Annotated in this window: 10 protein-coding genes; 9 read left to right on the forward strand and 1 reads right to left on the reverse strand. The window is 65.0% G+C overall.

Annotated features, from left to right (window positions below; all coding sequences use genetic code 11):
* Positions 1-341: 341 nt before the first annotated feature.
* The 5 genes from ppdK to QQY24_RS21310 all read left to right on the forward strand — a co-directional run bounded on the left by ppdK (position 342) and on the right by QQY24_RS21310 (position 8988).
* Positions 342-3062 (forward strand): pyruvate, phosphate dikinase, encoded by a 2721-nt coding sequence (gene ppdK, locus QQY24_RS21290; RefSeq protein ID WP_301974302.1) that lies wholly within the window; start codon positions 342-344, stop codon positions 3060-3062.
* A gap of 878 nt (positions 3063-3940) precedes the next feature.
* Positions 3941-4588 (forward strand): hypothetical protein, encoded by a 648-nt coding sequence (locus QQY24_RS21295; RefSeq protein WP_301974303.1) that lies wholly within the window; start codon positions 3941-3943, stop codon positions 4586-4588.
* A 357-nt stretch (positions 4589-4945) separates the two neighbouring features.
* The gene (locus QQY24_RS21300; RefSeq protein ID WP_301974304.1) at positions 4946-5338 is read left to right on the forward strand and encodes a CU044_2847 family protein; all 393 of its coding nucleotides are present in this window, start codon (positions 4946-4948) and stop codon (positions 5336-5338) included.
* Positions 5339-5510: 172 nt separating this feature from the next.
* On the forward strand, positions 5511-6632 hold the full coding sequence (locus QQY24_RS21305) for an AAA family ATPase (protein WP_301976315.1): 1122 nt from the start codon (positions 5511-5513) through the stop codon (positions 6630-6632).
* Between the two features lie 427 nt (positions 6633-7059).
* The gene (locus tag QQY24_RS21310; RefSeq protein WP_301976316.1) at positions 7060-8988 is read left to right on the forward strand and encodes a S8 family peptidase; all 1929 of its coding nucleotides are present in this window, start codon (positions 7060-7062) and stop codon (positions 8986-8988) included.
* Between the two features lie 173 nt (positions 8989-9161).
* Here the strand turns inward: QQY24_RS21310 and QQY24_RS21315 are convergent.
* Positions 9162-9978, reverse strand: a protein-coding gene (locus QQY24_RS21315) for an IS5 family transposase (RefSeq protein ID WP_301970800.1) whose coding sequence is annotated in 2 segments (ribosomal slippage) — positions 9162-9630 and positions 9629-9978 — 819 coding nt in all. Because the reading frame shifts where the segments join, the coding sequence is not laid out codon by codon here.
* A gap of 52 nt (positions 9979-10030) precedes the next feature.
* Here QQY24_RS21315 and QQY24_RS21320 point away from each other — a divergent pair.
* The 4 genes from QQY24_RS21320 to QQY24_RS21335 all read left to right on the forward strand — a co-directional run bounded on the left by QQY24_RS21320 (position 10031) and on the right by QQY24_RS21335 (position 13892).
* On the forward strand, positions 10031-10714 hold the full coding sequence (locus tag QQY24_RS21320; RefSeq protein ID WP_301974305.1) for a site-specific integrase: 684 nt from the start codon (positions 10031-10033) through the stop codon (positions 10712-10714).
* Positions 10715-10907: 193 nt separating this feature from the next.
* The gene (locus QQY24_RS21325) at positions 10908-12149 is read left to right on the forward strand and encodes an ABC transporter substrate-binding protein (protein ID WP_301974306.1); all 1242 of its coding nucleotides are present in this window, start codon (positions 10908-10910) and stop codon (positions 12147-12149) included.
* Positions 12146-13066 carry a carbohydrate ABC transporter permease gene (locus QQY24_RS21330; RefSeq protein WP_301974307.1) on the forward strand — a complete coding sequence of 307 codons (921 nt, stop codon included), beginning with the start codon at positions 12146-12148 and terminating at the stop codon, positions 13064-13066. Before QQY24_RS21325 ends, QQY24_RS21330 begins: the two co-directional genes overlap by 4 nt.
* Complete coding sequence (locus QQY24_RS21335; RefSeq protein WP_301974308.1) at positions 13059-13892, forward strand: carbohydrate ABC transporter permease; 834 nt, start codon at positions 13059-13061, stop codon at positions 13890-13892. Before QQY24_RS21330 ends, QQY24_RS21335 begins: the two co-directional genes overlap by 8 nt.
* Positions 13893-13912 lie beyond the last annotated feature (20 nt).

A 13912-nucleotide genomic window follows, 5' to 3' on the forward strand; every position in this document is an offset into this window, starting at 1 on the left:
TCTCGCCACCCTTGATAAGGGCTGCGCTCATACGAGCGGATCATGAGCGGCTGCACTTCTCCAAGGGGTGGCACTGGGTGCCACCCCTTGATCGTTCATCGATCGAAATCGGATGTCCCACTTCCCGCTCATCAGAGCGGAAATCGGCACTGGTGGGCGCGAAGACCTTCAAGAAGTGAACACGGCGGGGTGCCGCCGTCCGTCCCGCCTGGACTTTCGATCCGCTGGCGGATGGCCGGTTACAGGAGCACGACCACCAAGTGGACGTACTCAGGCGCCTTCGATCTGGGTATGTTCCTCGCCGTCAGGGCAGCCACCGCGGCCTCAAGGAGTCGAGACCCGTGTCGGAAAACAAAGAACCCCACGCAGCGAAGTTCGTTTACGACTTCACCGAGGGCAACAAGGACCTCAAGGATCTCCTCGGTGGCAAGGGTGCCAACCTGGCCGAGATGACCAACCTGGGACTCCCGGTCCCTCCCGGCTTCACCATCACCACGCAGGCCTGCAAGGTCTACCTGGACAGCGGCGAGGAGCCCGCGGCACTGCGTGACGAGGTGAGTGCGCACCTCGACGCCCTCGAGCAGAAGATGGGCAAGGAACTCGGCCGCCCCGACAACCCCCTCCTGGTCTCCGTCCGCTCCGGCGCGAAGTTCTCCATGCCCGGCATGATGGACACCGTCCTGAACATCGGCCTGTCCGACGCGTCGGTGCAGGGCCTGGCCCGGCAGGCCGGTGACGAGCGGTTCGCCTGGGACTCCTACCGCCGCCTCATCCAGATGTTCGGCAAGACCGTCCTCGGTGTCGACGGCGACCTCTTCGAGGAGGCCCTGGAGGCGGCCAAGGCGGCCAAGAAGGTCGGCGTCGACACGGACCTCGAAGCGGCCGACCTGAAGAAGCTCGTCACCACGTTCAAGAAGATCGTCAAGGACGAGGCCGGCCGGGACTTCCCGCAGGACCCGCGCGAGCAGATGGACCTCGCCATCAAGGCGGTCTTCGACTCCTGGAACGGCGACCGCGCCAAGCTGTACCGCCGCCAGGAACGCATCCCGCACGACCTCGGCACGGCCGTCAACGTCTGCTCCATGGTCTTCGGCAACCTCGGCCCCGACTCCGGCACGGGCGTGGCGTTCACCCGCGACCCCGCCTCCGGGCACCAGGGCGTCTACGGCGACTACCTGCAGAACGCCCAGGGCGAGGACGTGGTGGCGGGCATCCGCAACACCGTGCCGCTCGCGGAGTTGGAGAACATCGACAAGAAGTCCTACGACCAGCTCATGCGCATCATGGAGACCCTGGAGAACCACTACAAGGACCTCTGCGACATCGAGTTCACCATCGAGCGCGGCAAGCTGTGGATGCTCCAGACCCGCGTCGGCAAGCGCACCGCGGGCGCCGCCTTCCGCATCGCCACCCAGTTGGTGGACCAGGGCCTGATCGACGAGACCGAGGCACTCCAGCGGGTCACCGGCGCCCAGCTCGCGCAGCTGATGTTCCCGCGCTTCGACGAGCAGACCAAGGTCGCCCAGGTCGCGCGCGGCATCGCGGCCTCGCCGGGCGCGGCGGTCGGCAAGGCGGTCTTCGACTCGTACACCGCCGTGAAGTGGTCCCGCTCCGGCGAGAGGGTCATCCTGATCCGCCGCGAGACCAACCCCGACGACCTGGACGGCATGATCGCCGCCGAGGGCATCCTGACCTCGCGCGGCGGCAAGACCTCCCACGCGGCCGTCGTCGCGCGCGGCATGGGCAAGACCTGCGTCTGCGGCGCCGAGGAGCTGGAGGTCGACACCAAGCGCCGCCGGATGACGGTGCCGGGCGGTCACGTGGTCGAGGAGGGCGACGTGGTCTCCATCGACGGCTCCTCCGGCAAGGTGTACCTGGGCGAGGTCCCGGTCGTGCCCTCCCCGGTCGTGGAGTACTTCGAGGGCCGGATGCACCCGGGCGCCGACGACGCCGACGAACTGGTCGAGGCCGTGCACCGCATGATGGCCTTCGCCGACCGCAAGCGACGCCTGCGCGTGCGCGCCAACGCCGACAACGCCGAGGACGCGCTGCGGGCCCGGCGCTTCGGCGCTCAGGGGATCGGCCTGTGCCGCACGGAGCACATGTTCCTCGGCGAACGCCGGGAGATGGTGGAGAAGCTGATCCTCGCGGACACCGAGGAGGAGCGCCGGACCGCCCTCGCGGAGCTGCTGCCGCTCCAGAAGAAGGACTTCGTGGAGCTGTTCGAGGCGATGGACGGCCTGCCGGTGACGGTCCGGCTGCTGGACCCGCCGCTGCACGAGTTCCTCCCCGACATCACGGAGCTCTCCGTCCGCGTGGCGCTCGCCGAGTCCCGCCAGGAGCCGCACGAGAACGACCTGCGGCTGCTGCAGGCGGTCCACCGGCTGCACGAGCAGAACCCGATGCTCGGCCTGCGCGGGGTACGCCTCGGCCTGGTCATCCCCGGCCTGTTCACCATGCAGGTCCGCGCGATCGCGGAGGCGGCGGCCGAACGCAGGGCGGCCAAGGGCGACCCCCGCGCGGAGATCATGATCCCGCTCGTTGGCACGGTGCAGGAGCTGGAGATCGTCCGCGAGGAGGCCGACCGGGTGGTCGCCGAGGTGCAGGCGGCCACCGGCACCGAGCTGAAACTGGCGATCGGCACGATGATCGAGCTGCCGCGCGCCGCGCTCACGGCGGGACAGATCGCGGAGGCGGCCGAGTTCTTCTCCTTCGGCACCAACGACCTGACCCAGACGGTGTGGGGCTTCAGCCGCGACGACGTCGAGGCGTCCTTCTTCACCGCCTACCTGGAGAAGGGCATCTTCGGCGTCTCCCCGTTCGAGACCATCGACAAGGACGGCGTCGGCTCCCTGGTGAAGTCCGCCGTCCGGGCCGGCCGGCAGACCCGCCCCGACCTGAAGCTCGGCGTCTGCGGCGAGCACGGCGGCGACCCGGAGTCCGTCCACTTCTTCCACCAGGTCGGCCTGGACTACGTCTCCTGCTCCCCGTTCCGCATCCCGGTCGCCCGCCTGGAAGCGGGCCGCGCGGCCACCCAGTCGGCGGGCAGCGACCACCGCTGACCCCGGGCGGCGCCGACGCCGCCCGCCCGCCCGGACCCCGGAGCCGTCGCCGGTCCCCGACCCTCAGACCGATCGGCGGCGGCTGCGGCGCCCAGAAGGAGGGGCGGCACCCTGTGCGGGGGTGCCGCCCCTTCGCGCATCGTCTGCGGAGACTGTCAAGCTACGTCGCTGAACAGGTAAAACGCCGTTTGCTGGCGTTGGCTGCCGTTGAACCTGCGTGATGCCGTTGTGCCCTCGTTGTGCCCTCCGTATGGGGCTGAGTCCCGTCACGAGCCGTCGCCAAAGGGGTCCCGCACCGATTGGCATCCCCTAGATGGCGGGCAGATGAGCACCGCTTTAGGAGTTCTGTCCGACGTCTTCAGCAGTCGGTTGAGGCGAAGCTCGAGCTGATGCCTACGACTGCCCGAGGTTGCTGGCGTCCGGCGCTGTTGATGTCAGGTACCCCCGCCTGGTTCGGGCTACGGGCGATGGTAGACGGCAGGGTCGGTTCCGGGTGCCGGAGCCCGGGACAGGTCGAGGTAGCACGGGTAATCGGGGTCGCCTACCTCCATGAGTACGAACTGATCGACGTCGTGGTTGGCGAAGCGATGGAGGTACTGCAAGAAGAGTTCCAGTTCCTCGTCGGAGAGAGGCTCGTCATGTCGGTCGTTTCGCACGCCCTCACCCTACGGCTGGCCTGGGCGGCATGACCTCTTCGTCCCGAACTACCGGCTGGACGGTCATTGCGGTCCAGCACCCAGGTCGTGGGGTCTTCGACGGCCTTTGGTGGTCGGTTGCGGTTGCGGTGGTTGCTGTACTCCGCTGCTGTACAGCAACCACCGCAGAAGCCCAGAGACGGCCTCAGGTCGGCGAACGTCTACGTCTCTACGATGCAGGCCATGGGGACATCTGATTCCGCACCGCTCATACGCGCCTGTTGGCTTTCATGGCTTGCGGTCGAGACTGTCGATCAGGCGGAGGTAGTGAAGGCCCTCGGCTTGACGGAGGTACAGGAGACGAGCTGGGCCGAGGGTGTGGCACTCATCGACGAGGTGGCGCACGACGGGGATGAGCCGTTCTCCACCGTCGTAGTCACGCCGCCCATGCAGGGGTGGACCCTGGTCGTCGGACCGTACTTCGGCCTGCCGTATACCCAGCAGACGGCGCACGTCACCAGCCTGTGCCGAGATTTGAGCGCGGTCTTCGGTAAGGCCCAACTCTTCTTCCACAGTCAACAGAACGACGGAGAGGCGTGGCTGATCGCCGAAGGCGGACGGATTCTCAGGCGCTGGATCAGTGAGTACCCGGAGTTCGCCATGGGCGAGCCGTTCGGCGTGGAGCGACGGCTCCTCGATGCCTACGGAATCACGGGCAAGCCCGAGGATCTCGATCCCGACAGCGACCTGGCCGGCGACTGGGCAGCCACTTGGGGGGATTGCTGGGCCACGACGGTCGCGGAGGAATCAAGCATCGATCCCACTAGCGCCGCTGCCGACACAGGTTCGATCAGCAGCATGCTGGTGGCAGCCGCTCCGACTTTCGAGTAGGCGTACCGCCTGCCACCGAAGGGGGCGTCGCCGACCACCGCTTTCGGACTTCGATCCGGGCCTGCTCCGGGAGCTATCGTCGACCGGCGCGGCAGCCGATCAGATGCGTTGAGGTACGCCTCTGTCCGACGTCTTTGATGTCAGCGGTGGATATCGACGCCTTCTGTTGCCAGCTTGGCGGTGTGGTCCTGCAGTCTGTGCCGGCACTCGAGTAGGGCATGCCGTGACCTCATGCCGCCATGTGCTGATGTCGCGCTCTGCGCTAGTGCTCCTTGGAGCCGCTGCCAGGGCATAAGTGCCGGTGACAGCAGCATCTTTCGGTCATTGCGCGATAATCGGCCAAACCCATAGGATGTTTTGACTCATCCCTCCGATGAAGACTCTCAGTGCGAGATCATCGAGCTGCAATTGATCAGCCACATGGGGGCGGATATGTACAAAGCGGTCAAAATCGACGGTAGCGAGTCGGAGTTCCTGGTTGAGGTCACCCCCCTCGCCGAGCAATCAAAGATTCTTCGAGGACGAGGGACGCCAGAGCAGGCCTTGACCGGCCTGCGCCAAGTGGGAGATGCCATCGTTCAAACTTGCGAAGACGTGTCAGCGGCGATTCGCGAGCGCTTCGCCAACACTGCCCCGAACGAGTTGGAGGTCAAGTTCGGGGTATCCCTCAGTGGGGAGGGGGGTGTCCCCTTGGTGGGCAAAGTCAAGGCTGACTCGACCTTCGAGGTCAGAGCGCGCTGGACTCGCTGACCAGCGATGACTCGGTGGTTCATGTAGGCGTCAAGAGTGAACTGCATGTACCAGTTGACGCATGTGGCCTGGTCAGAGGCGTGAACTAGTTGGTAACCTACGCGGCATGAGTAAGCCGGAGGATGGCAGCTGGTCGGGCCTGAGCGACACTGAACACGCACTGCTTGAGCTGATGTCGGCTGCGCTGAAGGCAGACGAGCGGGCCGCGCAGGAACTATGCCGACGGTGGGTGCGGAAGCCTCCAACAGTCACAGGTCATGCAGTCGCTCTCCGGGCAGAGCTGAGGGCTTTGCTCACAGCTCTGCCGGGGCGCTCTCCTCTCCGTGGAGGCGCGGTACCTAACACTGACTGGAGGCCGTCGGCGGCCTCCGATTTGCCGAGAGACCCAGAAACTAACCAAACGTTGCTTCGCTTGGGTGAGCCGCCTACAAGTTCAGGGCCTGTGCTTGACGAGACTTGCAGGGCTCAAGTCGACAGAATTGTCGCTGAGCGCCCCCTACGCGAGCGTCTCATCGAAGTTGGCCTGCAGCCATCTCGCAGCCTTCTCTTGAGTGGCCCCCCAGGGGTGGGTAAGTCCATGACTGCTGCGTACATCGCTGAGCAAATGAAGCAGCCGCTTCTTATCGTGGACCTGGCCGCCGTAATGTCGAGTTACTTGGGGCGGACTGGGCGCAACTTGAGAGCGGTACTTGATTACGCATCACAAACAGAGTGCGTTCTATTTATAGACGAGTTTGACGCTCTCGCGAAACGGCGAGACGACAACACGGACGTTGGCGAACTAAAACGGTTGGTTAACGTCTTGCTGTTGGAACTCGATCGGTGGCCTGCTGGAAGCTTTTTGGTCGCTGCCACAAATCACCTAGAGCTGGTTGATGCCGCTATCGCAAGACGCTTCGATGTAAAAGTCGAGATGCCTATGCCTGAATGTGAGCAGCGGAAAAATTTGCTAGCTCAAATTCCCGTAGTAGTCGCTGCGGGTGTTGGCGCAGATTGTATTTCTTTGCTAGCGCTCGCAACTGAAGGAAAGTCGCATTCCGATATCGTCAAGTTCGTGAGTGGCCTGGCTCGTGAAGTGATCATTCAAGACGGGAACCTGGAGAAGTTCTCAGAGCGGATCGTAGAATACGCGATGGTCACGCTTCGTGAACAGTCGAAGTCGGATTCAGAAACTCGATCTCAGATCATCCGTCTTGCCTATCAATCACTCGGTTACTCGCAACGAAAGATCGCCAGCATTCTCGGTGTAAGTCACCCGACAGTGAGTCGAGCCTTGGCGTCGCAGGAAAAATAACGACACGTAGGTAATTTCCCGGGGGGGAATAATGAATCGGAAGACAGGCGGGCGAATACTCGTCGGAGGCGAGCAGATGTCCGAAATGATTGATCGAGTTTCAGGAGGGGGAAATAAGTTCTATCCATTCTCCATGGAAGAGACCAGGGAAATTCTTGGTCCCCAAGCACGATCACTCCGTGACTCTGCAGTGCAGATTGATCCGTTACTGCGGGCTGAACATGTAGTCTTCGAGGCCACTCTGTTGCCAAACTTTCTGGCTAACAGTTACTTCCCGGACCGTCTTGTAAGGCTGCTAGGTCTCACTCCCCTCGGGTCTCGCCCGGCTACGGGGGACTTAACACTTCGCACTGGCACCACACCCGATGTTCCCACTAAATCGCTGATCGTCGCTGGCGACGATGCTAGCCTGAGTCGCTTGGCCCATATGCTTGAGGGCGGCGACCTGAACCGTGTCGAAAAGGCGGCTGCAGAGGAACTGCGTCAGTTCTCGCAGATTAACCTGCCGCGTCGCGAGGAAGTTCTGCGGGATTCCCGGGTAGACGACGGTGCTTCAGGCCGTGATCGTGTGGTCTATGAGGCGGTCCTTCACCCTGACCCCGATAATCCTGGGTCGGGCCGTCAGCCGATGAATAATCGACTTTTCCATAAGTTTGAAGAATACATCGCGAGTCTGGGTGGGGAAGTAGCGGCTACGCGTCGCGATGTAGTTGGAGGGTTGACGTTCGTCCCTGTGCTGTTGCCCGAGGGACAAGCGGAGCAGGCTGCTGCTTTCAATCCCCTTCGTTCGATTCGGCGTATGCCGCGGATTCGTCCTGTGCCTACATCGCCGCTCCGGTCAGCGCCGCGGGTAGGACGGCCGGCGCCTCCAGCCGCAGACGCGACTGCGCCCGAGGTGCTTATATTTGATGCCGGAATAGATGAGGATGGCGACTACTTCGCTGGTTCTGCTCAGCAAGTGCATTTGACAAGTGAAAATCCCGAATACGGCTGCATCGAGCATGGCAGTGCTGTTACGGGGGCGGTCCTTTACGGGAATGTGCAACCGGGGGAGAAATTGTCGAAGCCGCCGGTCAGAGCCACTCATTACAGGTGCATTCCGGGACCAGCCGAGGACGGAACAGAACTTTACTGGCTTCTGGATCAGATTCAGAAAACGGTAGCGGAAAACGACGCTATGATTGTGAATCTTAGCCTCGGCCCGGAAGTGTCCGTAGACGATGGAGAGCCGCACCGCTGGACGGCTGTCCTCGATAGCCTGGCCTATGAGCGGGACATTCTTTTCGTGACCGCCGTTGGGAATAACGGTGAAGCCAGCGATAACCGAATAATGGTTCCGGCTGATATGGTTAATGGGCTTAGTGTCGGAGCGTGTGATCGCCCCTATCCTGAGGCATTGTGGACACGTGCACCCTATAGTTGCGTGGGTCCAGGCCGACCTGGAGCCCTGATACAGCCGACGGTCGTGGCGTTCGGAGGCGACGACCAGCTGCCATTCGCTCGGCTAAGGGCCGACGGAAGGATTTCATACGACTGCGGGACAAGTTACGCAGCGCCTCTGGTTTCGCACGAGCTGGCTGTGTTGTCTGGTGAGCTCGGGGACCGGGCAAGCGCTTCAGCACTGAAAGCATTTGCCGTTCATTTCGCAGAATCGCATGCTGACCCGGACGTGAGTACAGGGCATGGACGGCTTATTAGCGACCATGCTTCCGCACTTTGGTGTGACAGTAATGAAGTCACTGTCATGTACCAGGCGTCCGTTGAGCGGGACCAGGTCCTGGGATTCCAGCTTCCGGTACCAGAAGGTCTCGACAGAGGGATGGTGAAAGTTAGGTGGACGCTCGCCTATGCGTCACCCACAGATCCGACTGAGGCGGTGGAGTATACGGAATCTGGGCTTGAGTTCACGCTCAGGCCGCATGCGGCAATCTACTCCTTTCGTGATCCGGAAGGCTCATCAGGTGCCGTGAAAGTCAATATTCGTGATGAACCGGAGCGGGTAGCGGAGTTGGAGGCTGACGGCTGGATCCGCAGCAAGAATCCAGTGTCCCGTTCTCAAGGGAAAGGGCCCAAAGAATCTGAGGCCAGAAGGCGACGTGGGGGGAAGTGGGAGACGGTTATGCAGGGGCAGGACCGTCTCCGAGCGAAGAGCCTCTGGCTTCCTAGGCTGGATATCGAGTATTTGACGCGGGCTGGTGGCATCCTCACTCGGGGTGCAGCGCCGGTGGACTTCACGCTGCTGGTTACCGTAACGTCCCTTTCCGGGGTTCCGGTTTATCAGCTGGCGCAGGCGGAGTTCCCGGTTCTTTCAGTGCTTCCTGTGCCCGTCTCGGCTCAGGTGCGAGCGCAAACCTGATCGGGCCATCGCGGGCGGTGGAGCGGCTTTGGGCTGGAGCTGCTTTGGCGCGAGTGATCATGGCCCCGTAAGCTTGCGGCGCGTCGGGCAGTCTGTGGACCTGCCCCGTAAAGCACGACGTTGGGGCCATGATCTGCGAGGCTCGCGCCAAAGTGGCTGCCTAAGACTATGTCCTATGTGGTGGGCTTGAGGAGTCGCTTGTAGCAGCAGAGGACTGCGGCAAGCCCCAGAAAGGCCAGGTAGTTGCGGGGATTGCGTTCGTAGCGGTGGTTGAGCCGACGGTAGCCGGTCAGCCAGGACATGGTCCGTTCGATCACCCAACGACGCCGGCCCAGCCGTTCGCTGGACTCGATGCCCTTGCGGGCGATGCGGACGCCGATGCGCTTGCCGCGTACCCATTTCCGCAGCTCAGGGACGTCGTATGCCTTGTCGGCATGCAGGCGCTGGGGCTTGAAGTACCGGCCGTTGTGCGGGTCGTGTCTCGTTAGGTGACCGAGCACCATGGGCTTCAGGGCCTGGCTGTCGTGGACGTTGGCCGCGGAGATGCCGACGAGAAGGGGCAGTCCCTTCGCGTCCGACAGGATGTGCATCTTGGAACCCGGCTTGCCCCGGTCCACGGGACTCGGACCTGTGTGTTCGCCCCTTTTTAGCCCTCACGTGGGCGGAGTCGAGGACGACACGGGAAAGATCGAGGAGGTCCGTGTCGTCGAGCCGGCGCAGGATCTCCTCATGGAGCCGGCCCCACACACCGGCCCGCGACCAGATCACGAAACGGCGATGCGCAGTGGACTTCGATATACCGAAGCACGGTGGCAGTGCCCGCCAGGCGCAGCCGCTGACCAGCACATAGATGATCGCGGCAAACAGCGTCTCATCAGGCGTGTCCTGCGTCCCGCCACCCTGCGGCCGCACCTTTGACGGCGGGATCAGCGGCCTCGCGATCTCCCACAGCCCGTCCGGAACAATCCAACTCCACGTACCCCGCCCCATACGCAGCTCAACGAGCCATCACCACATAGGACACGGTCTTAAGCCGCCTGAAGTGTTCTATCCGGAGATTCACCCGCTCGACCCGGAGGCGGTGAAGGCGCTGATCGCCACAACGTCCCCCCGGTATCGGGCGCTGGTGCGGCAGGCGGCTTCCACCGGACTCCGCCAAGGCGAGCTGTTCGGCCTGGAAGACGAGGAGCCGGCCGGGATCGTCGCGGTCAAGCAGCAGTTGATCGGCCCCGACAAGGGTGTGCCGTACCTGGGCGAGCTGAAGACCAAGCAGAGTTACAGAGCAGTGCCTCAAGGACAGTCTGTCGTCAACGAGATCGAGCTACACCGGAAGGCTTTCCCGCCCAGGGTCGTGCACATCGAGGACCGGACGAACCCGCGTAAGCCAGTGTGGCGGCATGCTCGGCTGCTGTACACGAGCGAGACGGGCGGAGCGATCCGGCGCGGCAGCTGGGCGAAGGTGTGGGCCCGTAACATCAAGCGGGCGAACGCCTACTTGGCGAAATCCGGCAGCAAGGTACGCGTCCCCGCGGGCACCACGCTTCACGACCTGCGCCACTTCTACGCCTCCGTGCTGATCAAGAACGGGGCGACGCCGAAGCAGGTTCAGATGCGTCTCGGCCACGCCAAGCCATCGATCACGCTGAACGTCTACACGCATCTGTGGGAGGCGGAGGCGGACCGGACCGCCGACATGATGGAAGCTGCCCTGAACGATGTGCCCTGAGAGTGCCCTGAAGGCATGAGGAACGGCTGACTTCCCAGGTAGGGGGGTCAGCCGTACACCCTGTGCGGGGGTGCCGCCCCTTCGCGCGCCCGCCGGCGGTGCGGGCCACACACGGCCGCAACACCCCTTTCGTAATCACGGTGCATGGTTGATCGTTGGGCCGTGCATCGATGACGAACGCCAGGGGGTACAGATGACGATCAGCCGCAGGGCGCTGCTGGCGGCCGGCGCGGGCGCCGGGCTGCTCACGGCATGCGGGTCTAACACCGGGCGCGGCGACGGCTCCGGACCCGGGCTGTCGCAGTGGTACCACCAGTACGGCGAGGCCGGCACCGAGCAGGCCGTCGAGCGGTACGCCGCCGCCTACCGCGAGGCGGACGTCGAGGTGCAGTGGCGGCCCGGCAACTACGACCAGCAAACCGCCGCCGCCCTGCTCACCGGCTCCGGGCCGGACGTGTTCGAGGGCAGCCCGACCCTCGACCAGATCCAGGGCGGCCAGGTCGCCGACCTCACCGGCCTGCTGGACGGGGTCAGGGACGACTTCAATCCCGCCGTGCTCACCCCGAAGACGTACGACGGGAGGGTCTGGGGCATCCCGCAGGTCATCGACACGCAGCTGCTGTACTACCGCAAGAGCATGCTGCGGGAGGCGGGGGTCGAACCGCCCACCACCCTGGACGCCCTGGTCGACGCCGCCCGCAGGCTCACCGGCGGCAGGGTCAAGGGGCTCTTCCTCGGCAACGACGGCGGAGCCGGGGCGCTGGGCGGGACCCCCCTCCAGGCGGCCGGACTCCGGCTCGTCACCGACGACAGCAAGGTCGGCTTCGACGACCCCGCCGCCGCCCGCACGCTCGGCAAGCTGCGCCGGCTGTACACCGACGGCTCGCTCCTCCTCGGCGCCCCCGCCGACTGGTCCGACCCGTCCGCCCTCCTGCAGGGCCTGACGGCGATGCAGTGGTCGGGCCTGTGGGCGCTGCCGCGGGTGCGCGAGGAACTCGGGGACGACTTCGGGGTGCTGCCCTTCCCGAAGGACGGGCCCGGCGGCCGGCCCTCGGTCCCCGTGGGCGCCTACGGCGCCGCCGTCAGCGCCCGCAGCAGGCACAAACGGGCCGCCATGGAGTACGTGAAGTGGCTGTGGGTCGAACGCACCGACTACCAGGAGGACTTCGCCCTCTCCTACGGCTTCCACATCCCCGCCCGGATCTCGCTGGCGAAGAAGGCGGCCAAGCTGAAGTCGGGCCCGGCCGCCGACGCCGTCCGCTTCACCACCGATCACGGTTACGCCCAGCCGCTGCTGTGGACCCCGGCGAGCCAGACCGCCTACCAGGACGCGCTCAGCCGGATCATCAGGAGCGGCGCGCACCCGGACGGCGAACTCCGGTCGGTCGTACGGAAGGTGTCGGCCGAACTCGACCGCGTGAAGAAGAAGCCGTGAGCCGCGCGACGGCCAGGACCCGGCGCGACGCCCTGTGGTTCTGGGTCTTCGTCGGGCCCTTCGCCCTCGGACTCGCCGTGTTCACCTACGTTCCGCTGCTGTGGAGCGTGGCGCTCAGCTTCTTCGACGCGCACAACACGGTCACGCCCACGCGCTTCACCGGCCTGGACAACTACGCGGCGATGCTGGGGGACGACGCGTTCGTCGACAGTCTGCGGACCTTCCTCGTCTTCACCGCGTTCATCGTGCCCCTCACCCACCTGTCCTCCCTCGCCCTCGCCCTGATGGTCAACCGCGTCGGGCGCGCCCGGGCCTTCTTCCGGTCGGTGTTCTTCCTGCCCGCCGCGTGCAGTTACGTCGTCGCCGCCCTGATCTGGAAGATGTCCCTCTTCAGCGGCGTGCGGTTCGGGTTGGTGAACACCGTGCTGGGGTGGTTCGGCGGCGATCCCGTCGCCTGGCTGTCCACCACCGACCCGCCCTGGTACTGGCTGGTCGTCGTCACCGTACGGCTGTGGCTCCAGGCGGGCTTCTACATGATCCTGTTCCTCGCCGGGCTCCAGCGGATCGACCCGGTGCTGTACGAGGCGGCCGCCGTGGACGGGGCCCGGCCCGGCTGGAGCGTGCTGCGGCACATCACGCTGCCGCAGCTGCGCGCCACCTCGGTCGCGGTGCTGCTGCTGCTCGTCGTCAACGCCTTCCAGGCCTTCGACGAGTTCTACAACCTGCTGTCGGACGCGCGGGGCTACCCGCCCTACGCCCGGCCACCGCTGGTCTACCTCTACTACACGGCCCTCGGGCAGGGGCAGGACCTCGGCCTCGGCAGTGCGGGCGCGGTGATCCTCGCCCTGGTCATCGCCGCCGTCACGGTGGGCCAGGCCCGCTGGCTGCGCCTGGGAAGGACGGACACCGATGGATGACGCCCTGGTGCGGGCCGGGCGGGCACTGCGGCTGGTGCTGCTGATCGCGCTCGCCCTGCTCTTCCTCGTCCCCTTCTACCTGCTGGTCCGCAACGGCCTGGCCGGCGAGCAGGACATCACCTCGCCCGAGTGGACCTTCTTCCCCCGCCAGGTGCGGTGGGGGAACGTCCGGGAGCTGTTCGACGACCCGTCCGTCCCCTTCGCCCGCTCCCTGCTCAACTCGGCGCTGATCGCCGTCGCGACCACCCTGGGCACCCTGCTGCTGTCCTCCCTGGCCGGCTACGGCCTCGCCCGCATCCCCTACCGGCACGCGGCCAAGGTCTTCTACGGCGTCCTGGGCACCCTGCTGGTCCCGGCCGCCGTCACCTTCGTGCCCAGCTTCGTGCTGGTGTCGTCGCTGGGCTGGATCTCCACGCTGCGCGGGCTGATCGTGCCGACCCTCTTCCCGGCCTTCGCCTGCTTCGTGTTCCGGCAGTACTTCCTCGGTTTCCCCCGGGAGCTGGAGGACGCGGCACAGGTAGACGGGCTCGGCCCCTGGCGGACGTACTGGCGGGTCGTCGTGCCCAACGCGCGGCCGGTGTTCGCGGCCGTCGGCACGATCGTCTTCCTCGGCGCCTGGAACTCCTTCCTGTGGCCGCTGGTCATCGGGCAGGACCGCAGCGCCTGGACCGTGCAGGTGGCGCTGTCCTCCTTCACCACCTCCCAGGTGGTCCGGCTGCACGAACTGTTCGTGGCGGCGGCCGTGTCGATCCTGCCGCTGCTGGTGGTGTTCCTGTGCTTCCAGCGGTGGATCGTGGCGGGGGTGGAGCGCTCGGGGATCGACTAGGGTCCTTCGTCCGGATCCTG

This window comes from Streptomyces sp. TG1A-8, from assembly GCF_030499535.1.
Taxonomy (GTDB): domain Bacteria; phylum Actinomycetota; class Actinomycetes; order Streptomycetales; family Streptomycetaceae; genus Streptomyces.

Excerpts from the sequence above, each read along its gene's own strand:
- QQY24_RS21335 (WP_301974308.1), top strand. The coding sequence starts at position 13,059 with ATGGATGACGCCCTGGTGCGGGCCGGGCGGGCACTGCGGCTGGTGCTG.
- QQY24_RS21295 (WP_301974303.1), top strand. The coding sequence starts at position 3,941 with ATGGGGACATCTGATTCCGCACCGCTCATACGCGCCTGTTGGCTTTCA.
- QQY24_RS21310 (WP_301976316.1), top strand. The coding sequence starts at position 7,060 with ATGCTTGAGGGCGGCGACCTGAACCGTGTCGAAAAGGCGGCTGCAGAG.
- QQY24_RS21325 (WP_301974306.1), top strand. The coding sequence starts at position 10,908 with ATGACGATCAGCCGCAGGGCGCTGCTGGCGGCCGGCGCGGGCGCCGGG.
- QQY24_RS21305 (WP_301976315.1), top strand. The coding sequence starts at position 5,511 with ATGTCGGCTGCGCTGAAGGCAGACGAGCGGGCCGCGCAGGAACTATGC.